The organism is Arenibacter sp. F26102, assembly GCF_023015865.1.
GTDB lineage: Bacteria > Bacteroidota > Bacteroidia > Flavobacteriales > Flavobacteriaceae > Arenibacter.
In genome coordinates, this window is record NZ_JALKBC010000004.1 from 330,888 (window position 1) to 353,115 (window position 22,228).

The following is a 22,228-nucleotide window of genomic DNA, read 5'->3' on the forward strand; positions in this document are numbered from 1 at the left end:
AATGTTTATTTCGTAAATATAATAAATCAGAGGTGTTTTGGAGACCCATATATTTAAACTCCAACTTTTGAGATTGATTCCAAAAAACCAGATATTCCACTTGATCCCTAAATACCACACTACATTGGATTAAAAGCACAAAAAAACCCTATCATTTCTGACAGGGTATTGTTTTTGGGTGGAAGACCGGGTTCGAACCGGCGACCCTCGGTACCACAAACCGATGCTCTAACCAGCTGAGCTACAACCACCATTTGTAAACGGTGGCAAAGATAAATCTTTAGTTCTATCGTACAAAATAAATTTCAGCTTATTTTATAACAAAATGTAAAATGCTCAATTGTAGAATTATAGCTTTTACCTATACCCCTTTTATCGACAAAATACACGGTAAATGGGATAAAACACACAATAATTGGCGTTTTCACAACATTTATTAGCTTATTTTTTATTTGAAAGATATTTTTATCACCAGATAAATTAGGATAAATGTCTTTTAAAGCATTAAATATAAGTTCACGCGAGATTAAAGTAAAATTAACCGTGTTCTGGATTCTCCTTTTCCTTTGCGGAGTCAACTCTGCCCAGGAAACCTCTACTGGGGAATTGAGACAAAAAATAACTACTTTACGCAGTCAGAAGAAACAGATTAATAAGGATACCATTTACATTGGATTATTGATCGATCTTGGGGCTAAACTAAGATTCTTAAATCCTGATAGTCTCTTATTGCTTTCCAGCGAAGCACAAAAATTAAGTAGTAACATAGAATATTCCAAAGGAGTTGGTGGTGCCTTATTCAACCTTGGAACCTACTATTCGGATATAGGTGAACACACCATTGCAATAGATAATTATGAAATGGCCTTGGTCAATGCCAAAAAGGATAATAATTATAATTTAACCATTAGAATTGGCAATGAATTGGCCAATGAAAACGTCTATAGTGGTAATTATTCTACCGCTTTGTTGGGCTATTTGGATAATATAAAACTTGCTCAGGCCCATGACAATAGGAAAATGGAGTCGATCCTATATGAAAATGTAGCCGATTTATATGCTACTCAAAAAGATTATGAACAAGCCCTTTATTTTTACAATAAGGTGGAAAAAATTAATAATCTAATGGGGGATGATATAAACTCTGCCCAAACCATGAGCAATGTAGCCTCCATTTATGCAGAAACAGGAGACTTTCAAAATGCCTTGTTTAAACTTAACCGGAGTATTAATATTTTTGAAAAAAGTGAGTCTTGGGATTGGCTTGCCTTCGCCTATGAAGTAAAGGGTAAAGTGTATTTAAAACAGAAGCAATATACAAGGGCCTTATACTGGTATGATAAAAGTAGTGCACTTCATGAAAACCTACAGGACGACCGTGGAATAATTGACCTGTACAATGGCATGGCAGAAGCCCATTTTGGACTGGAAAAAGACAGTATTTCACACAATTATGCATTAATGGCCTTTGAAATTTCCTCCACGATAAAATCAATGGAGGGTATTAAAAAATGTTCAAATACACTTTATAAAGTATATAAGAACCAGGAGAATTACGCTGCGGCCCTAAAATATCACGAAATTTTTAGACATATATCGGATACCTTGTCCAGGGATGAGAACAAGATGAGTATGACGATGTTGAAAACAGAAATCAGCCATAAGAATCAGCAAGAAGCATTGGTAATAAAAAATGAAAAAGCCTTGGCCAAACAGCGCCTCTACATTTATGTAGCAATATTATTTGTTATAATTATGGGGGCAATAGCCTTTTTAGTTATTAGGGGACAAAAAATCTTAAAAAAGCTGAATAAGGAACTCGAAAGTCAAAAACAGGATCTAGAACAAAGAGAGGCTGAGTTATGGGAGACCAATAACACTAAAAACAAACTTTTTTCCATAATTGCACATGATCTTCGTGGTCCTATTGGAGCTTTGGAAGGCTTATTGAAATTACTTAACAGTGGAGATATAAAAGAATCGGAATTCAAGGAGTTTATTCCCAAATTAAAGAACGATGTAAACAGTATTTCCTTTACCTTGAACAACCTTCTTACTTGGGGACAATCGCAAATGCGGGAAGCCACCACAGACCCTACCAATGTAGACCTAAACTCTCTAGTTGAGAACAATATTAATCTACTCAGTGAATTGGCTTTTACCAAAATGATTACAATGGACAATTTAATAGTAAATAAGGCGATAATTTGGTCCGATGAAAATCAAATCGATATTGTTATTAGAAATCTTTTGAGCAATGCCCTGAAATTTACTCCCAACAACGGGCATATTACAATTGGCTATGTAGATAGGCATGAATTTTTAGAGGTTTTTGTGAAGGATACCGGTATTGGTATAGACGAGTCCGTTCAGGATCAAATACTTTTAAAAAATTCCAATATTACCACTTATGGTACCAACAATGAAAAAGGAACAGGTCTAGGTCTGTCCCTTTGTAGTGAAATGGTCATCAAAAACGGGGGTAACCTTTGGATAAAGAGTGAACTTAATATGGGCTCTACGTTTTACTTTACCGTTCCCAAGGGTAAAAAACATTTTCAAAAATCGGCCTAAATAAGACTGTCAAGGCTCTTAATAGCAACGAATCTCTCTGTTGTAAAACCTTCAGCATTAGATACACCTACCATCCTACCCAAGTCCCGTGATCTATAAACAACACTATCAACAAAGTTTTTACTACTGATGGGTGTTTCCGGCTCCTTACTTTTCGGGTCGTAAAATTGAGAACTATAGGCCATAATGGCTTTAACCTTTGTGTCTATGAATTCCGTGACATCCACCACAAAATCAGGTTCAATATTTTTCCATTGTATATAATGATAAACGAATTTTGGTCTCCAAGCATCTTGCCATAGTTCTTCTCCGTCAATCTTAGTATCTATTTTAATAAGTCCGCTTAAAAAACAAGCATCACTTACCAGTTTGCTACCTTTGGCATGATCAATATGCCTATCTTCAATAGCGTTGCACAATACCGTTTCAGGCCTATACTTCCTAATCATTTTTATGATTTCCAACTGATGCTTCTTGTCGTTGGAGAAAAATCCGTCAGCAAATTCCATATTTTCACGGATCACCACCCCTAAAATATGAGCAGCCACTGCCGCTTCCTTATCCCTAATTTCGGCGGAACCGCGTGTGCCCAATTCGCCACGGGTCAAATCTACTATTCCTACTTTTTTGCCATTGGCCACTTCCTTTGCAATAGTTGCCCCTGCCCCCAATTCGGCATCATCAGGATGCGCACCAAATACTAATATGTCTAATTTCATTTAATGTATGTCTACTATGTTCTTGAAAGCTTTCAAATTATCTCCCGGAAAACTTCTCTTTTATCAATTGTTTGTTGCCTCTGAATATTATGGTGTATGTGAAACTAAACGGCCAATTCCCTTTCCTTCCTTACTATTTCCAAAGCCTGCTCAATATCGGCAATTAAATCCTCTGTTTCTTCAATTCCAACAGAAAAACGGATTAAACCATCCGCAATTCCTTGTCGTTTTCGCTCTTCTGCGCTCAAAAGGGAATGGGAAGTCAAGGTTGGTGAAAGCACAGTGCTTTCTACTCCAGCCAAACTCATGGCAGGTTTTATCAATTTTAAGGACTTTTGAAATTTAGAGGCGTTAAAATCGGTATTTAACTCAAATGACAGCATGCCTCCAAAGCCGTTCATTTGTTTCCTGGCAATGTCGTGGTCCGGATGTGAGGGCAAACCAGGATAATATACGGCCGAAATATCTTTATGACCATACAGATAATCTGCCATACGTTGTGCATTCCCGTTTTGGGCCTTTACCCTTATCCCCATGGTCTTTATACTTCTTTCCAGTAACCAAACCGTGTAATCACTAAGGCTACCCCCAAAATTTTTAGCCAAATGAAAGATACGCTTCATATACTCTTCCGTAGAAGTCACAGCACCTGCACATATATCGGAGTGTCCACCCATATATTTTGTAGCACTGTGGATTACTATATCTATACCAAAATCAATGGGATTTTGATTTACAGGGCTGGCAAAAGTGTTATCGATCATGGATACTATACCATGTTTTTTTGAAAGGTCGGCCACTGCCTTTAAATCTGTAATGTTCAATAATGGATTGGATGGGGTCTCAATATAAATTACCTTGGTGTTTTCCTGAATTTTAGATTCAAAGTCATCAGATTTAAAACCATCGGTAAAAGAGTAAGATATCCCAAACTTTTCAAATTCCTCAACCACGAGATTATAAGTGCCACCATAAATAATCTTTTGCAGTACTATATGATCGCCTGCTTTCAGAAATGCCAATAATGAGGTGCTTATTGCGGCCATTCCGCTGCCAAAAATCAACGCGGCCTCTGCATGTTCCAAAGCAGCGATCTTTTTAGCCAAGGCTACTTGATTGGGAGTATTGAAATATCTGGGGTAACGTTTAACGTCTATATCTTCAAAGGCATATGCGGTACCCATATACAATGGGGAAATGGCCCCCTTAAATTCCTTGTCCTCCAACTGACCAACATGGGTACAGATGGTATTAAGGCCCTTATTTTGCTTTTTCATTCTATCGTTTTAAATTGATAATGAATAATGGTGCATAAAGTTACAAAAATAGGTCATACTTGAATTTCTTTCCATTTTCCTTGTTTAAACAATATATAGCTTATGATAGTCAGTAAAATTTCTGCCACAGCAATGGCAATAAAAACTCCGATCGCCCCATAATTAAAGGTTATAGCTATGAGATAGGCCATGGGAAGTTGAAATATCCAAAATATCAAAAAGTTTATTTTGGTAGGAGTCCTAGTATCTCCAGCACCATTAAATGCCTGTGTTAATACCATACCATACGCATAGAACACATATCCTGCAGCAATTATTTGTAGACATAATGTTCCATATTCAACTACCTTAGGAGTAGTATTAAAGAACATAATTATGTCTCTCGCAAAGAAGAGGTATATCAATGATACTAAAAACATAAAAATGGCATTATACTTTCCTGTTTTCCAAACGGATATTTCAGCTCTGTTTGGTTGTTTTGCGCCTAAATTTTGACCCACTAAGGTGGCGGCGGCATTACTCATACCCCACGAGGGCATAAGGGAAAACATTATTACCCTGATGGCTATGGTATAGCCCGCAAGGACTTCACTTCCAAATTCAGAGATTATTCGCATTAGAAAAATCCAGCTGGAGGTGCCAATCAAGAATTGTGCTATTCCCCCAAGTGAGACATTTATGAGGTTTGTCATCACCTTAAATTTAATAACTATATCGGTTATCTGTAATTTTATACGGCTCCAACCAAAAAACAGAATTGCCAATTGAAATAGTACAGCAGAACCTCTTCCTATGTTGGTGGCAATTGCTGCGCCCATAACCCCATATTCAGGAATTGGTCCCCATCCAAAAATAAAAATAGGATCAAGTATAATATTAAGTCCGTTGGAAAGAACTAGAGTCCACATGGCAATAGAGGCATCACCTGCACCCCTGAAAATGGCATTTATTAAGAATAAAAGTAAAATGGTAATGTTGCCTCCCAACATTAAGCTGGTATACCCTTTACCTTCCGCAATTACTTCCTGGCTTCCCCCCATTAGTCCAAGGATTTCTTCTGCATAGTAAGCCCCAATTATACCGGTGATAAGTGCAACCGCGATACCCAATAAAATTGCCTGAACGGCAGATTCCCTAGCACCTTCAATATTTTTTTCCCCTACCCTCCTCGCCACAATGGCTGTTGCGGCCATACTTAGTCCTATGGCCATGGCATATATCAATGTAATTACTGATTCCGTAAGACCTATTGTAGCTACGGCATTGACACTAACCATTGCTACAAATGCAATATCGACCAAGGCAAAAATTGACTCCATCAACATTTCCAATATCATTGGAATAGACAGCATAAAAATTGCCTTTCGAATACTGCCAGAAGTAAATTCGAATTCCTTGCCGGTTACGGCAATTACAAAATGCTTATATAATTTAGGTAGCGTTAGTTTATTAGAATTTCCCATCATTAAAGAAAATTATGTTAAACGAAGAAAATAAACGTACTCAATGATTTGTGAAATCTAATTTTAGATTTAACAAATCATTGATTTCACATCTATAAAAAACATAATTCCTTTACTTCATAATGCCACCAATATGCATTATTTTTTAAATTTTATAAAATTACTTGGCATAGTATTTTTTGTTTCGCCAATAGCTTATACCTCCTATTACCGCTACACCTAAAACCGTATAATATATAAAGGTTGGGGTAATAACCTGTGCCCCGCTGGCATAACTGTGCAGACCAACCAAATAGAAATTAACTCCGAAATAAGTCATCATTATACTGCCAAAAGCAACGACGCTCAACAAATTGAACAACCATTTGCCGCGTAAACCTGGAATTAATCTTGTGTGGATTACAAAAGCATAGATCATTATGGAAATCAAGGCCCAAGTTTCCTTTGGATCCCATCCCCAATAGCGGCCCCAACTTTCATTGGCCCATTGCCCGCCCAAGAAATTACCAATTGTCAGCATAACCAAACCTACCGTTAAGGATAACTCATTAATTATGGTGAGCTCCTTAATGTTATGTTCCATTTTTTTCTTATTCTTTTCGGTTGTCATAATAATCAAGAGCAGACTCACCAACCCCAAGATCATTCCCACAGTTAAGGGGCCATAACTACCAACGATTACCGCCACATGTATCATCAACCAATAACTATCCAGCACCGGCACAAGATTGGCTATGGAGGGGTCTACCCAACTCTGATGGGCAATCCATAACAACATAGCGGTCACAAAAGTAGCTGCCGCCACCGTCATATCGCTCTTCTTACTGAATAGGAGCCCCATGCCAAGAGTGGCCCAGGAAACGTATAGGATACTTTCATAGGCATCGCTCCATGGCGCATGTCCGGAAATATACCATCGCATCACCAATCCAAGGGTGTGCAGAATAAAAAACACATAAATCAATGTCTTTATGCCAGCAATACTAAATCGAAGTGCTTTCCTGTCCTTAATAATTTGAAATACAAGGAGAACAAACATCAACAAACCTACCAGGGCGTAATACTTATAAAGCTTATTGTATATGTCTGCCTTATTGTAGAAAACTTCCGCTTTAATTTTGTTTTCTGAAGGCAATATTTCGCTACCGTGATTTTCTTGATTCTTTTTAAACGCGGCCAACAATTTATCGGCTTCGGAATAGTCTCCGGTGTTCACTGCTTTTTCCAAGCTCATTAAGTAGAAGGGTACTGCATTTTTTATGAAATTGGCATACAAGGAATCCGATACCTGATATTGCCCTCCCCTATATTCCACAGCTGAGATCCATTTGTTATTTTCATCATTCAGCAATGGAAAAATTTTAACTATTTCACCTCCCAGAGCCCTATTCAATAGTACCAAACGTTCATCCAAACTCTTAAAGTCCTTTTGGAATTGGTTTGGGGTGTTGGTTGCATAGGCTTCCTGAAGATAGGCCGTTAATTTGTATTGACCTTTTTCATCAAAAAAATCGGTAGCCTTGGCAAATTTCTTACCGTGTTCGAGGCCTATAATCTTGCGAATACTGTCGTTTTGCCCTTTTTTATCAAGGGCAATAAATTCTGCATAGTACCAGGCAGTTGGATTCAACATCATGGATAGAAATACTTGGTCAGAATTAAAATCCGTATATTTCTCCTTGAGACTAAGCTTTCTCAATAGTTCGGAGGAAAACGTATTTATGGGTTTCATACGCCCTCCAGCATCTTGAATCACTAACTTTCCAAACTTTGCAGCATGCTCCTTTGAAGGGGTTATAGCATGTAATAATGAATCTACCTGTTTGGCTGTAGGGGTATTGTCATGCGCATGACTATCTGCCTCCACATTGTCCTGTGCCATCATATTTAAACTAGTACCAAGAACAAACAACACTGCCAACTTAGTTCTTTTATTCTTTAGCTTTTCCAGAGAAGCACCTAAATCTTTAAACCTCGTCTTGCCGAAAAACATTATACCCATAAGCCCGGCATATAATAGGAAATAGCCTATATAAGTTATCCATGTACCCCAAAAATCGTGGTTTACGGATAAAACGGTACCTTTTTCATCCGGGTGAAAACTAGCTTGAAAAAAACGATACCCCTTATGGTCCAAAATATGGTTCATGTATATGTCATAATCAAAAGGACGGTCGTCCTCTATAGTAACCTTACTCATAAAGGAAGCGTAGCTATTCTCCGTTCCTGGATGCTTTTCTGCTATAAAATCATTCAGTTTAATACCAAAAGGTAATGTATACACCTTGGAGCCGTAGGATAGATTGAAGTCTAACCCTCCCACATTAAACTCTCCTGAAAAATTGGATATGCCCTTAGCTCCCAATAATTTTTTACGTACTGTTTCCCCGTTGGCCGTAATATCCACTATTAATGCATCTTGATCATTTTGCGTTTTTTCGTTTTCCGGAATTGCAATAACACCATAAGAGCCCTTGATAATTGGTTCAGGAATTACGAATTGCATTCCTGCAGTGGTATATAAAGATCTTAATTGAAAAGTTTGAAGACTATCCTTTACCAAAGTGCCTTGAAACTGGTCGGCCATTCTCAAAAATTGACCTTCGAAGGGTGATTTTATTTGATACTCACCTTCCGATTCAATAATATTTATGGCCCCCTCGGTCATCTTGTTCAAGGAAAATAGCACATTATGAATACTGGTAACCTCTCCACTTTCCAAATAATGGTCATGGCGCTCACCATCACCAGCTTCAACAATTTTCAGGTATTCCTTTCCGCTCCCATCTTCGATCAATCCTTCTTTGGCCCCATCAATAAATCCCGCATAGGATATGGTGAAGGGCTGTCCATTAAAATCGGAATTCCAAGGTAAATTGGATTTTATGGCTTCAGAGGTTACCAAAATATCATCTTCCAAAATTTTACGTTTGGGCTCGTTGTTTATTTCCCCGTCTACAAAAACGGTCAGGTAAGTTTTATCAGAATAAAAAACGTTTTCCGTGCTTCCTTCACGAATAGGCATCATGCCTTCAAAACTTATGTATCTGGTGACAAAGGCACCTAGAATGATCAAAATCCATGAAAGATGTAACATTAATACCGCCCATTTTTCCTTTCTTAATAACTTATATCGTGAAATATTACCCACAAAGTTGATAACAAAAAATACCATAATAGCCTCGAACCATGTGGCATTGTATATCCAGATTCTTGCGGTTTCGGTGCTATACCAGCTTTCAATAAAAGTACCGAAGGCCATGGCAGTAGCAAAAACAATAAATAAGACGGCGGTTAAACGGGTGGAAAAGAATATCTTTTTAAGAAGTTCAATCATTATGGTAAGAAAGGTTTGATTTAAACATGCAAAAATACATTTTTATAAGGGTTTAAATATTAAATCTTTTGTTAATTGAGTATTTGTATTTATATAAATTGAAGAATTTTCAGTCCTACTTTAGGGCTTAGTTCCCCTAGGGCATTTTAACATTGGGCCAATGGGAAACGACATTACATTTTTGCCTATTATTTTAAATAAAATTTATTGATAAAGGCTTCCAAACATACCTTCTGTTTTAAATTGGATGCATTATTGGGTAATTGTGTTACTAATTATATTGAATGATTTACTTATTGGACGGAGTGTTAGGATTAACATTATGTTCTGCATTGGGAACTTAGGGTCTTAACGGAATGAACTTGAACTAAACCAATAATGTTGCCAATCTTGGTAAATAAATTGAATTTAAGGTCCTCAGTTGGATTTTTAAAAAGTATATCCTTCAAAAAACTTATCGTCCATAACCCTTAAATTTTGATATAATATTTACTTTTGACTATGATATCAATTGTAATATTGGGAACTGGCAATGTCGCCAAGCATTTATTCGATGTCTTTTGGGGTAATAAAGAAATAAATGTGCTACAAGTCCTTGGCCGTAATAAGCATAAACTTTCCTATTTTAAAGATAAGGTCGACACGAGTACGGATTTTTCAAAAATATTAGATGCCGATATATTCCTCATAGCGGTAAGTGATGATTCGGTAGCCGAAGTTGCACAATTTCTGAATGGTAAAAACGGTTTAGTAGCGCATACTTCTGGTAGTGTACCTATTGCTGCTCTTGGCAATAAATCAAGAAGAGGGGTATTCTATCCCCTTCAAAGTTTTAGTGAAGGAAAACCAATAGATTTTAAAACTGTACCCATCTGTATAGAAGCCGAAAATGAAGTGGACTTGAAACAATTGCAAAAATTGGCTCAACAGGTCTCTTTACAGATTCATGAAATATCTTCAGAACAAAGAAAATCTATTCATTTGGCGGCTGTTTTTGCCAATAATTTCACCAACCATCTTTTTACCATTGCCAGTGAAATTTGTGCTGACAATGATTTGCCTTTTAGCATATTAACCCCTTTGATAAAGGAAACTGTAGAAAAAATGGGTTGTTTGGCCCCATTCGATGCTCAAACCGGACCGGCCAAAAGAAATGATATAAGGACGATGGAATCCCATTTAAATCAACTTAAAAATAAAAATTATCAGGATATTTACAGCTTGTTAAGCAAATCGATAAAAGAAAAATATGGACAGAAGCTATAAGGAACTGCTACAAGACATCACCACCTTTGTATTTGACGTAGACGGGGTATTCACGGATGGCAAAATTATTATTACAACGGAAGGGGAAATGCTAAGAACAATGAACGTTCAGGACGGTTATGCCGTAAAAGTGGCTATTCAACAGGGTTATAATGTATGTATTATTTCTGGCGGAACCAACGAAGGGGTAAGATTGCGTTTAAGGGGATTGGGAGTTACCGATATTCATATGGGCGCCCACCATAAAATAGATCCTTTTGATGAATATTTGGATATTTACAATATAAACCCACAGCATGTACTTTATATGGGCGATGATATCCCTGATATTCCCCCAATGAGACTGGCGGGCATACCCTGTTGCCCCCAAAATGCCGTTCCGGAAGTAAAGGCAATGTCCAAATACATCTCCCATAAACACGGTGGTGAAGGTTGTGTTAGGGATGTTATTGAACAGGTACTGAAAGTTAGAGGGCATTGGGCCGAGAATTTCAGCGCCAAGAACGATTAACGCCATGCCTCAAACCAGACTGAACGAATACCAGGTAATATTGGCTTCGGCTTCTCCTAGAAGACAAGAGTTCCTGAGGGAAATGGGAATAGATTTTAATGTACATATAATTGACATTGAGGAAACCTATCCCAACCATTTAGAGGGTGCCGAAATTTCAGATTATCTGGCTGAATTGAAGGCCGGTGGTTATAAAAATAAGTTAGGAAATAAGGATATCCTCATAACATCCGATACCGTGGTATGGCATAAGAATAAATCCTTGGCTAAACCAGCAGACAAAGATGATGCCTTTAGGATGTTGAAGACACTATCCAATGATTGGCATGACGTAATTACCTCAGTTTGCTTTACCACCAAGGACCACCAAAGAACCGTAAATAACTGTACCCGGGTAAAGTTTCGGGAATTGACCGAAGAAGAAATTTGGTACTATATAAAGAACTATAATCCCTTTGATAAGGCAGGAGGTTATGGCATACAGGATTGGATTGGACTTATTGGAATTGAAAAAATTGAGGGTTCCTATACCAATGTAGTAGGTTTGCCCACCCAATTGGTGTACAAAACGTTAATGGCCATGGTAGGCTAGCTTATTTTGAATAATTTTATGAAAATTCAATTGTTATGCAACGTCTTTTTAAATTCCAGTTTTTACCCGTACTATTTTTATTGGTTGTTTTTCATTCCTGTAAGGAAAATTCAAAGAATAACAAGAACGTTTCGCTTATAGCAAACGACGCAAAAATGTCCAATACCGCAACGATAAAAAATCAGTTGTCGGAAGAATTTAAAAGTTATTGGTATGCCGGAAAAGCGGAAATAACTTCCTATAAATTGGAACAGGCCCGCTATGGTGAACTAAGGGACGGGAATGCCGTCTTAATATATGTAACAGAACCTTTTTTGGCAAGTAAGCAAGTAAAGGCCGATAATTCAAATCCGGATAATGTATCTGTATTAAAGTTGAATAGCACCAAAAAATTCTTAACCGGAATCTACCCCTACTCTATCATGAACAGTAGTTTTTATCCGGTAGCGGACAACCAACATGCCATTAAACTCACCTCTTCGGTACAGGAATGGTGTGGTCAGGTATTTACCCAGTTGAACAATAGGGAGAAATTTGAGGTAAACTCCTTTTCTTATTTTGAGAGCGATGGGGACCAAACCTTAACGTTGGACAAAACGGATTTAGAGAACGAAATTTGGAATAAAATAAGGATAAATCCCAACAATCTACCTCAAGGTAACATATCTATTATACCTTCATTGGAATATTTACGTCTGGCGCACAAAGAATTAAAGTCCTATACTGCCAATGCGGAATTAAGTACCGAAGGAAATCTCCAAACTTATAAAATTACCTATCCGGAATTGGATAGGACATTGGCCATTACCTTTGAAAAATCCTTCCCGTATGGAATAGAATATTGGTCCGAAACTTACAAAAGTGGATTTGGCCCCGATTCCCAAACACTTACTACGAAGGCAACTAAAATAAAAACATTAAACCGGGCTTATTGGCAGGAAAACAGAAATAGTGATGTATTTTTGCGCGACAGTTTAGGATTATAATATTTATGGAAGCATTTTTTTTAGATTACCAAGATGAACTGGTGGGCACGGGCATATCTTTGTTGGTTTTTCTGATATTAAAGTATCTAGGAGCAAAAGCTATAAGGAAAGTTGGGAAAATTAGTGATATAAACAAGGTTCGTACACGTTTGATCATCAAATACTCCACCGCCGGCCTAACCTCTTTTGGAATAGTTGCATTAATTTTGATATGGGGAGTGGAGATGAAGGATATCGGCCTAGTTTTTTCCTCGGCTTTTGCCGTAATAGGTGTCGCCCTTTTTGCACAGTGGTCCATATTGAGCAATATAACAGCCGGGGTTATCCTGTTTTTTTCATTTCCTTTTAGGATTGGGGATAAAATAAAAATAATGGACAAAGAGGTCGAATTGCCTGAAGAGGTTTATTTAATAGAGGATATCAGGGCTTTTCACGTCCATCTCAGAAAGGCCAATGGCGAATTATTGACCTACCCCAACAACATGATGCTTCAGAAGGCAATTGTTCTAGCGGAAACCTACGAAGATTCCTTGGAAAATAGTGATGCCTTATAAGGTGTTAAAGAAGTTGTAAATATTACCATCTCGGATTATATATTTCTATATTTGAGGACCAACTAAAACAAATTTATATGCGCCTCTATTGGGTATTCTTTTTAGGAATACTGCTTACCTGTAAACCTTTATTCTCGCAAGCACCTAGAAAAAATACTTCTTCGGATATTTTTCATGCCATTCAAAAATTAAATTTTTTAGGTACTGCCCTCTACATAGCCGCACATCCTGATGATGAAAATACCAGACTCATTTCCTTTCTATCCAATGAGGTAAAGGCCAAAACTGCTTATTTATCATTAACACGAGGTGATGGCGGACAAAACTTAATCGGTTCCGAATTAAGGGAATTGTTGGGTGTTTTACGGACACAGGAATTATTGGCTGCCAGGCGCATTGATGGCGGGGAACAATTTTTTTCAAGGGCAAATGATTTTGGTTACTCCAAGCACCCTAACGAAACCCTTAAAATATGGAACAAGGAGGCTGTATTGAGCGATGTTATATGGATTATACGTAATTATAAACCAGACGTCATCATTAATAGATTTGACCATAGATCTCCAGGATCTACCCATGGCCATCACACCTCCTCTGCCATGCTGAGTTATGAGGCTTTTGATTTGGCCAATAATCCCAATATTTATCCGGAACAACTAACGATCACTGATGTTTGGCAACCTAAAAGACTTTTTTTCAATACATCTTGGTGGTTTTATGGCAGTGAGGACAAATTTCAAAAAGCGGACAAATCCAAAATGATAGATTTAGATGTTGGGGTTTATTATCCTTTAAGGGGTGTTTCCAATAACGAAATTGCATCGCTAGCCAGTAGTCAGCACTTGTGCCAAGGCTTTGGAAGGCTTACCACGCGTGGTAGTGAGAATGAGTATATAGAATTATTAAAGGGAGACCTTCCCAAGGACAAATCCAATATTTTCGACGGAATAAATACCACTTGGTCTAGAGTTGAGGGAGGTGAAGAGGTTGGTAGAATTTTACTTGAGATAGAGCGGAATTTTGATTTTACCCAACCTTCAAAACATTTATCCAAGCTTATTGAAGCATATAAGGCCTTAATGAAGATAAATGACGAGCATTGGAAGGCTATCAAGAAAAAGGAGCTGGAAGACATTATCCAGTCGGTTTGTGGTCTCTATTTGGAAGCCACCACTACAGAATCACATACTTATCCAGGAAGCCACATACTGGTAAATTTAGAAGCTTTAAACAGAAGCGCGGCCAATATTAACCTTAAAACGGTATCCATTACCAATGACAATCCGTTAGTCCAAAACATAATTCTAAAGGAAAATAAAAAGGAATTAATAAAAATTGACCTGGAAGTTACGGCCAATACAAGCTACACCAGTCCTTATTGGTTAAACAGCAAGGGCACACTTGGGATGTATAAGGTAACGGACCAAAATTTAATTGGCAAACCTGAGACTCCCAAGGCCTTTGAGGTTACCATTGAAATGGAATTCAACGGTTTTCCCATTAAAATTAAGAAACCTGTAGTATACAAATATTCCAAACCTGAAAAAGGAGAAATATACCAGCCTTTTGAAATTTTGCCCGAGGCTACTGCTGGCTTTAAGGACAAGGTCGTCATCTTTGCTACTTCCGAGCCTAAAGAAATACCGGTGACTATTAAAGCCTTAAAAAACAACGTAAAAGGGGAGTTACAAATATGTTTTGGCAAAGGCTGGAAGGTGGATCAAGAAATTAAGTCATTCGAAATAGAGAAAAACGGAGATCAGCAAACGTTGCATTTTTTAGTAACTCCGCCATCATATGAAGATGAAAATTACATTTCGCCCATAATTAAAATAAATGGAAAGGAAATTTCCAAAGAGCTGATCGAAATTGACTACGACCATATTCCAAAACAATCTGTGTTATTGAATTCAAAAACCAAAGTGGTTCGAATTAACATTAATAAAACAGGAGAAAATATAGGCTATATTGTTGGTGCAGGAGACGAGATTCCAGAAAGTTTGGAACAAATAGGCTATAAAGTAGTAAAAATAGATCCCATTTCCATACAGGCCGGTTCCTTGAACAAATTTGATGCTATTGTTGTTGGCATAAGAGCTTACAACGTTGTGGAGGAATTGAAGTTTAAACAACGCTATTTATTGGATTATGTTAAGGAAGGCGGTAATTTAATTATTCAGTATAATACGGCAGGAAGAAATGGGTTGGATATGGAGAACCTTGCCCCCTACCCCTTATCCATTTCCCGCGATCGGGTTACAGATGAAACTTCTGACGTTAAAATCCTGGCCAATAGCCATGCCGTTGTCAATTATCCAAATAAAATAACCAAAAATGATTTTAATGGGTGGGTTCAGGAACGTGGTCTATATTTCCCAGATCAATGGTCCAAAGAATTCACGCCCATACTTTCTATGAGCGATGAGGGAGAAACGGCATTAAATGGAAGTCTTTTAGTTGCACCGTACGGTAAGGGAAACTATATTTATACGGGATTAAGTTTTTTTAGAGAGTTACCTGCCGGAGTAACTGGGGCGTATAGACTTTTTGCCAATTTGCTATCCTTAAAACAGGAAAGCCAGAAATAAAAAACAAATAACAAGAATATTTATGTTCGAAAAATTTGATTGGAAAAAGGAATATACAGTGGTATTAGCACTTAATATTATCTACATAATTGTTTTTTATTTAATAATGACCGGAAACCGTTAATATGGCTACAATAGACTGGATCATACTTAGTGGAACCCTTTTATTTATTGTTGCCTACGGTGTATGGAAAACTAAGGGAAGTAAAGATGTTAAGGATTATGTACTTGGAGGTCATGATGCCAAATGGTGGACCATAGGTCTCTCCGTAATGGCCACACAGGCCAGTGCCATTACTTTTTTATCTACGCCTGGTCAGGCCTTTCATGATGGAATGGGATTTGTACAATTTTATTTTGGACTTCCCTTGGCCATGATAATAATATGTATAGTGTTTGTACCTATCTATCACAGGCTTAATGTTTACACGGCGTATGAGTTCTTGGAAAACAGATTTGATTTAAAAACCAGGACTCTGGCAGCACTGTTATTTTTGACTCAACGCGGACTTGCTGCTGGAATTACCATTTTCGCACCTTCTATTATTCTCTCTGCCGTATTGGGCTGGGACTTAAGAACCCTAAATATCTTAATAGGTATTCTTGTGATAATTTATACCGTTTCCGGTGGTACCAAAGCAGTAAGTGTCACCCATAAACAACAAATGTTTATTATAATGACTGGGATGTTCATCGCATTCTTCTTTATTCTTGGTTATTTACCGGAAGACATTACCTTCAGCAAAGCTCTTAAGATTGCAGGTGCCAGCGATAAATTAAATATTTTGGACTTCAGTGTAAACACCACAAGCCGCTACACCTTTTGGAGCGGAATTACTGGTGGACTATTTCTTGCCCTGGCCTATTTTGGAACGGACCAAAGTCAGGTGCAAAGATATCTTTCGGGTAAAACAGTTCGCGAAAGTCAATTAGGGCTAATTTTCAATGGGTTGCTAAAAATACCTATGCAATTCTTTATATTATTGGTTGGTGTAATGGTATTTATATTTTTTCAGTTCAACCACGCACCACTCAACTTCAATCCCGCTGCCACCATTGCCATAATGGAATCTTCGTATGCGGAAGATTACAAGCTGTTGGAAGAGGAACACTTGGTATTGGAAGGAGAAAAAAGAATGGCCCAAAATAAATTCTCAGGTGCCCTAGATCTTAAGGAGTACGATGCCATTGAAGATGCAAAGCAAAACATTGTAAGTATCAATAATAAGGACAAAGAAAACAGACAGGCTGCCCAAGCTTTAATTTCTATGGCAAATGACAGTGTGGAGACCAATGACAAAGATTATGTGTTTATCCATTTTATTTTAAATTTTTTACCAAAAGGACTTATTGGTCTTTTACTGGCCGTAATTCTGTCAGCGGCAATGTCCTCTACCGCTTCGGAATTAAATGCCCTAGGAACAGTAACTTCCTTGGACCTATACAAAAGAAACAAGAAGGGAGAATTTACCCAGGCGCATTATGTCAAGGTTTCAAAGTTGTTTACCCTATTGTGGGGCGTAATAGCCATTTCCATAGCCTGTGTGGCGAACCTTTTTGATAATTTAATCCAATTGGTGAACATTATTGGTTCTATATTCTATGGAAACGTTCTTGGTATCTTTCTAATCGCATTCTTTTTCAAATTTATAAAAGGTAATGCCGTTTTTGTAGCCGCCTTAATTACCCAATGCATTGTAATTATTGGTTGGAGCTATGATTGGATGTCCTATTTATGGTTAAATGCCTTCGGATGTTGCCTAATAATAGTTTTGGCAACTATATTGGAAGGTTTTGATCGTCTACTTAAGAATCCACCGATAGAGGCATAATAATTCCAATATAAATAGCCTCGACTGTATTATCGTGTTAAGAAAAATTCGTATATCCAATCTATATCTAAAATATTTATGAATTGATTCGAGAAGGTAACCTTGGACCAAAATTCGAGTAAGTCATCAAAATTATAGGTAGATTCTTAAGAATATTTCTATATTTAGTGTTACCAATTGGTTAAAGTACCCTTGTAATGTTAAATTTTCTTCCCTCTTTTTATCTATTATGAATATTAAAGAAAAATATACTATAAAGGACATTGCCCACATGGCAGGTGTTTCCAAGGGAACCGTGGATAGGGTATTACATAAACGGGGCAAGGTTTCCAAAAAAGCATTTGAGAAAGTAGACAAAGTCCTCAAGGAGATTGATTATAAACCCAACCCAATTGCCCGAAACCTAAAAATAAATAAAACCTATAATATACATGTCCTACTTCCGGACCCACTTAAGGATCCTTATTGGATTCCTGCCAATGAAGGTATTATAGAAGCCTCTAATCAATTTATGCCTTTTGGTGTCATGGTTAGGAAATATTTTTATGACCCAAACGATAGAACTTCTTTTTTGGATGAATCACGGCAAGCTATCATATCACAACCTGATGTACTTTTAATGGCACCTATTTTTGATAATGAATCACATGAGGTTTTAAAACATTGTTGCGAAAATAAAATTTCAGTGGTATTGTTCAATAACCACATAAATAGCTTCAAAGAACAAATTTTCATAGGTCAGGACTTAAACCAAAGTGGAAGGGTTGCAGCAAGTTTAATGAATAAAATTATCGGGAAAAATGATGAAATTTCAATTATCCATATTAACAAGGAACCTCATATGCAACAAAAGGAAAATGGGTTCAAAGAATTTTTTAAGGAAAAATCAGGCAATAATCACCTTGTAATCTCCAAGGAATTCAATTCTGCTGAAAAACGCCGATTTAATAAAGATGTATCCGAATTCCTTAAAAGTAATAAATCCATTAATGCATTCTTTGTTACCAATTCCAAAGCATACGTATTGATCGAAGCCTTTAAAGAACTTGAAATAAGGGAAAGAATCGTAATCGGGTACGATCTGTTAAAACCAAACATGAAGTATCTAAAAGAAGGTGCTATCAATTTTTTAATTCATCAAAAACCACATCGACAGGCTTATCTAGGTGTTAGTTGCTTGGCGGAACATTTTCTTTTCGGAAAAGGCTTGCCTACTCAAGAATTCCTACCTATTGATATTGTTACTTCTGAAAACGCCCAGTACTACTTATAAGTAGGTTATTTATCACCCAAACCATAAAAAAATTAAGGTTTTATTTAATGTGTTCGAACACATTAATGCGAATACTCTTTGTCAATTAAAAAAAAAGGGTTAATTTCACTATTAACTTATTATTAACAAACAATAACTTATTATTAACAAACAACTAATTTATTAACTCAAACAACTTTATTATGATCAAAAAACTGCTATTATTTTTTGTACTGGTATTGGGGACCTACCCTTTATTGGCACAAACTAAAACGTTGACAGGAACGGTCACCGATGCTTTGGATGGTTCTCCTCTACCTGGTGTAAATGTCTTGGTACAAGGAACCACCACCGGAACACAGACTGATTTTGATGGAAATTATTCTATTGAAGCGGAAAGCGGCAATGTATTAGTGTTTTCTTTTATTGGAATGAAAACGCAATCGGTAACCGTAGGTGCATCAAATACAATAAATGTATCCATGCAAGAAGATGCTGAACAACTTGGTGAAGTAGTTGTAACGGCATTGGGCATAGAAAGGCAAAAAAAGTCCCTTACCTATTCCACTCAACAAGTATCGCCTGAAGAATTGACCCAAGCCAGATCGCTTAACATTGTAAATGGTTTAACCGGTAAGATTGCCGGTGTTTCCGTTACCACTGGATCTTCGGGAGTTGGTTCAGGTTCCAAGGTATTACTGAGGGGTAACCGTTCTATTAACGGTAGTAGCCAACCGCTCTATGTGGTTGATGGAATTCTTCTAAACGGAGATATATCAAACATAAGCCCAGATGATATTCAGAGTATCTCTGTCCTAAAAGGAGGAAACGCAGCGGCATTATATGGCAGTAGGGCCAACAATGGTGCAATTATTGTAACCACTAAATCAGGGCAAGGAACAAGGGAAGGAGTATCCTCTAGTGTTGGGTTTACTTCAACTCTTTCCGATCCGATACATCTTTTAGACTTTCAAAATGGATATGGTCAAGGATCTGCTGGGGCTTATGCTAACTCGGCTACCACTTCCTGGGGGCCCGCGTTTGACGGTAGTCAGGTTGCCCATTGGACCAACGACCCAAGTAATCCCAATTTTGGTGGTACTTATGCCTATGAAGCGCAGCCGGACAATGTTGAAGACTTTTTTCGTACAGGTCATGAATTGGCCACAAACCTTGCTGTAAATGTAAATGGTGAAAAATCCAATGTTTATCTAGGTTACACATTTACCGAGGCTGGTGGGATTATCCCAAATAATGATTTAAAAAGACATAGCATTACTACAAGAGTCACTTCTGAATTGACGGACAAACTTAGCGTTGATGCCAAAGTAAATTATATCAGGGACGACTTCTCCAACATACTTGGTACCGGTGAAGGTTATGACAACCCGCTTCGATATTTATACATAATGCCAAGAAATATCAGGACACAAGATTTAGCTGATTATGATTTTATCAATGAGGAGGGTAAGCTACGGCAACACTATTTCCTTCCCCGATTTAACGGTGGTGGAAATCCATATTGGACGATTAACCGTGTAAATAATCCTAGATTGGACGAAAGGGTATTGGCATTGCTATCATTAAAATATCAGATAACTGATGATTTGTCTTTACAAGCTAGATCTACAATGGATAGGACAAGTAGATCAGAAGAGTTGAAAAGGTATAATGACACCTATACTACGGCGCAATTTGGATCATATACAAATACGGCAAGTAATTCTTATGATTGGAATACAGATGTACTCCTAAGCTATAATAAGGATATTACGGATGATTTTAATATAAATGTAAGTGCAGGTGCCAACCAAAGGGTATTTAAATATAACCAACTAGTAGGTAATGGAACCACCTTTACCATTGAGAATTTCTTTGCCTTGGCAAATACATCAGATCCAACTGCGACTGAATCTTTGGACAGATTTGAAGTACAATCTGTTTACGGTTTTGCGGAATTTTCATATAAAAATGCTTTATTCTTAAACGTTACAGGAAGAAATGATTGGAGTTCAACCCTACCTGCGAATAACCGGTCTTTTTTCTATCCATCTGTAGGACTTACAGGTGTTGTAAGTGAGATGCTTGAATTTCCAAATGCTTTTAATTACCTTAAATTGAGAGGTTCTTGGGCGGAAGTAGGTAACGATACGGACGCTTTTGCTCTTTCACAACGGGCTGATATCGCAAATGGTACTTTGACCTTAAACTCAACCCTACCGAATCCCGATCTAAAACCAGAGAGTACGACTACTACTGAGGTTGGTTTTGATGCTGGCTTTTTGAATAACAGAATTACATTAGATTTCACCTGGTATAAGTCTAATAGTTCTGATCAAATATTTAGGACACCAACGCCAACTGGTTCTGGAATAGCAAGCAGATTCCAAAATGGGGCGGATATCCAAAATACGGGTATAGAAGTTGTATTGGGTGCAAATATTATGAGCACGGCAGATTTCTCATGGGATATAGATTTAAATTTTGCCAAAAATGACAGTGAAGTTGTGGAACTTTCTGAAGGTGTGGACGAACTTACCATTAACACAGATTTTATCAGGACGTATAAATTGGTCAAAGGTGGTGAGTTTGGAGACGTTTTCTCCAGAGGCTACCAAAGAGATGACCAAGGCAGGGTTCTTATAGATGCCTCTGGTCTTCCGTTGGTCACCTCTGGCATTGGAGATGTCCTGGTATCTAACTTTAACCCAGACTGGTTGGGTGGTATCAGAAATACATTTAGATACAAAAATTTCAATTTTAGTACCCTTATCGATATACGTGAGGGAGGATCGGTCATTAGTTTTACCGAAGCTATTTTAGCTAGTGATGGGGTATTGCAGAGTACAGTCCAAGGCAGGGACGGAAGTCTGGTCTTTGGTCAAAATATTTTTGGAGGTGAAACAGCCGTATCAGAGGCAGATGGATCTGCTAACAGCACAGCAGTTACCGCTGAAGATTTTTGGAATAGAGTGGGTGGTAGAAATACGCCTGTAGGTGAAGCATTTAAAAGGGATGCGTCTAACATTAGAGTTAGGGAAATAATCCTAGGCTATACTTTACCCCAGCAGATCTTGTCCAAAACGTTTATAACTTCTGCAAATATTTCCTTGGTGGGTAGAAATTTATTTTTTATCTCCAATTCTGCAAATACTATAGATCCAGAATCTGTAGCTAATACGGAAAACACGGCTGAAGGTAGAGAATCTTTTGCTCCTCCGACTACACGATCAGTAGGTGTATCAATAAATTTTGGTTTCTAAAAAAAACGTAACTT

General features: G+C 37.5%; 14 protein-coding genes and 1 tRNA gene. 10 read left to right on the top strand and 5 right to left on the bottom strand.

The window, feature by feature from the left end; all coding sequences use genetic code 11:
- Positions 1 to 176 precede the first annotated feature (176 nt).
- Positions 177 to 252: transfer RNA gene (locus MWU78_RS07585), tRNA-His, on the bottom strand.
- 237 nt (positions 253 to 489) lie between these two features.
- Between MWU78_RS07585 and MWU78_RS07590 the strand changes: the two genes are divergently transcribed.
- On the top strand, positions 490 to 2,574 hold the full coding sequence (locus MWU78_RS07590) for a tetratricopeptide repeat-containing sensor histidine kinase (RefSeq protein WP_246996569.1): 2,085 nt from the start codon (positions 490 to 492) through the stop codon (positions 2,572 to 2,574).
- On the opposite strand, the gene bshB1 is transcribed toward MWU78_RS07590, so the two are convergent.
- The 4 genes from bshB1 to ccsA form a co-directional block, all read right to left on the bottom strand.
- Positions 2,571 to 3,293, bottom strand: coding sequence for a bacillithiol biosynthesis deacetylase BshB1 (gene bshB1, locus MWU78_RS07595; RefSeq protein ID WP_246996571.1), 723 nt, complete (start codon positions 3,291 to 3,293; stop codon positions 2,571 to 2,573). The genes MWU78_RS07590 and bshB1 overlap by 4 nt on opposite strands.
- Before the next feature lie 104 nt (positions 3,294 to 3,397).
- The gene (locus MWU78_RS07600) at positions 3,398 to 4,570 is read right to left on the bottom strand and encodes a PLP-dependent aspartate aminotransferase family protein (RefSeq protein ID WP_246996573.1); all 1,173 of its coding nucleotides are present in this window, start codon (positions 4,568 to 4,570) and stop codon (positions 3,398 to 3,400) included.
- Between the two features lie 53 nt (positions 4,571 to 4,623).
- On the bottom strand, positions 4,624 to 6,033 hold the full coding sequence (locus MWU78_RS07605; RefSeq protein ID WP_246996664.1) for an MATE family efflux transporter: 1,410 nt from the start codon (positions 6,031 to 6,033) through the stop codon (positions 4,624 to 4,626).
- 160 nt (positions 6,034 to 6,193) lie between these two features.
- Entirely contained in the window at positions 6,194 to 9,370 is a 3,177-nt protein-coding gene (ccsA, locus tag MWU78_RS07610) for a cytochrome c biogenesis protein CcsA (RefSeq protein WP_246996575.1), read from the bottom strand.
- Between the two features lie 501 nt (positions 9,371 to 9,871).
- On the opposite strand from ccsA, the gene MWU78_RS07615 reads away from it, so the two are divergent.
- From MWU78_RS07615 to MWU78_RS07655, 9 genes are all read left to right on the top strand, one after another.
- On the top strand, positions 9,872 to 10,636 hold the full coding sequence (locus MWU78_RS07615; RefSeq protein ID WP_246996577.1) for a DUF2520 domain-containing protein: 765 nt from the start codon (positions 9,872 to 9,874) through the stop codon (positions 10,634 to 10,636).
- Positions 10,620 to 11,147, top strand: a complete 528-nt coding sequence (locus tag MWU78_RS07620) for an HAD-IIIA family hydrolase (protein WP_246996579.1) — start codon at positions 10,620 to 10,622, stop codon at positions 11,145 to 11,147. Before MWU78_RS07615 ends, MWU78_RS07620 begins: the two co-directional genes overlap by 17 nt.
- A 4-nt stretch (positions 11,148 to 11,151) precedes the next feature.
- Positions 11,152 to 11,739, top strand: a complete 588-nt coding sequence (locus tag MWU78_RS07625) for a Maf-like protein (protein ID WP_246996581.1) — start codon at positions 11,152 to 11,154, stop codon at positions 11,737 to 11,739.
- 35 nt (positions 11,740 to 11,774) lie between these two features.
- Positions 11,775 to 12,725 carry a septum formation inhibitor Maf gene (locus tag MWU78_RS07630; protein ID WP_246996583.1) on the top strand — a complete coding sequence of 317 codons (951 nt, stop codon included), beginning with the start codon at positions 11,775 to 11,777 and terminating at the stop codon, positions 12,723 to 12,725.
- 5 nt (positions 12,726 to 12,730) lie between these two features.
- A complete protein-coding gene (locus MWU78_RS07635) occupies positions 12,731 to 13,279 on the top strand; it encodes a mechanosensitive ion channel domain-containing protein (RefSeq protein WP_246996585.1) in 549 nt (182 codons plus the stop codon).
- 77 nt (positions 13,280 to 13,356) lie between these two features.
- Positions 13,357 to 15,867: a PIG-L family deacetylase gene (locus tag MWU78_RS07640; protein ID WP_246996587.1), complete on the top strand. Its 2,511-nt coding sequence runs from the start codon at positions 13,357 to 13,359 to the stop codon at positions 15,865 to 15,867.
- Between the two features lie 125 nt (positions 15,868 to 15,992).
- The gene (locus MWU78_RS07645; protein ID WP_246996589.1) at positions 15,993 to 17,699 is read left to right on the top strand and encodes a sodium:solute symporter; all 1,707 of its coding nucleotides are present in this window, start codon (positions 15,993 to 15,995) and stop codon (positions 17,697 to 17,699) included.
- Between the two features lie 229 nt (positions 17,700 to 17,928).
- Positions 17,929 to 18,972 (top strand): LacI family DNA-binding transcriptional regulator, encoded by a 1,044-nt coding sequence (locus MWU78_RS07650; protein WP_246996591.1) that lies wholly within the window; start codon positions 17,929 to 17,931, stop codon positions 18,970 to 18,972.
- 182 nt (positions 18,973 to 19,154) lie between these two features.
- Entirely contained in the window at positions 19,155 to 22,214 is a 3,060-nt protein-coding gene (locus tag MWU78_RS07655) for a SusC/RagA family TonB-linked outer membrane protein (protein WP_246996593.1), read from the top strand.
- The last annotated feature ends 14 nt before the right edge of the window (positions 22,215 to 22,228 follow it).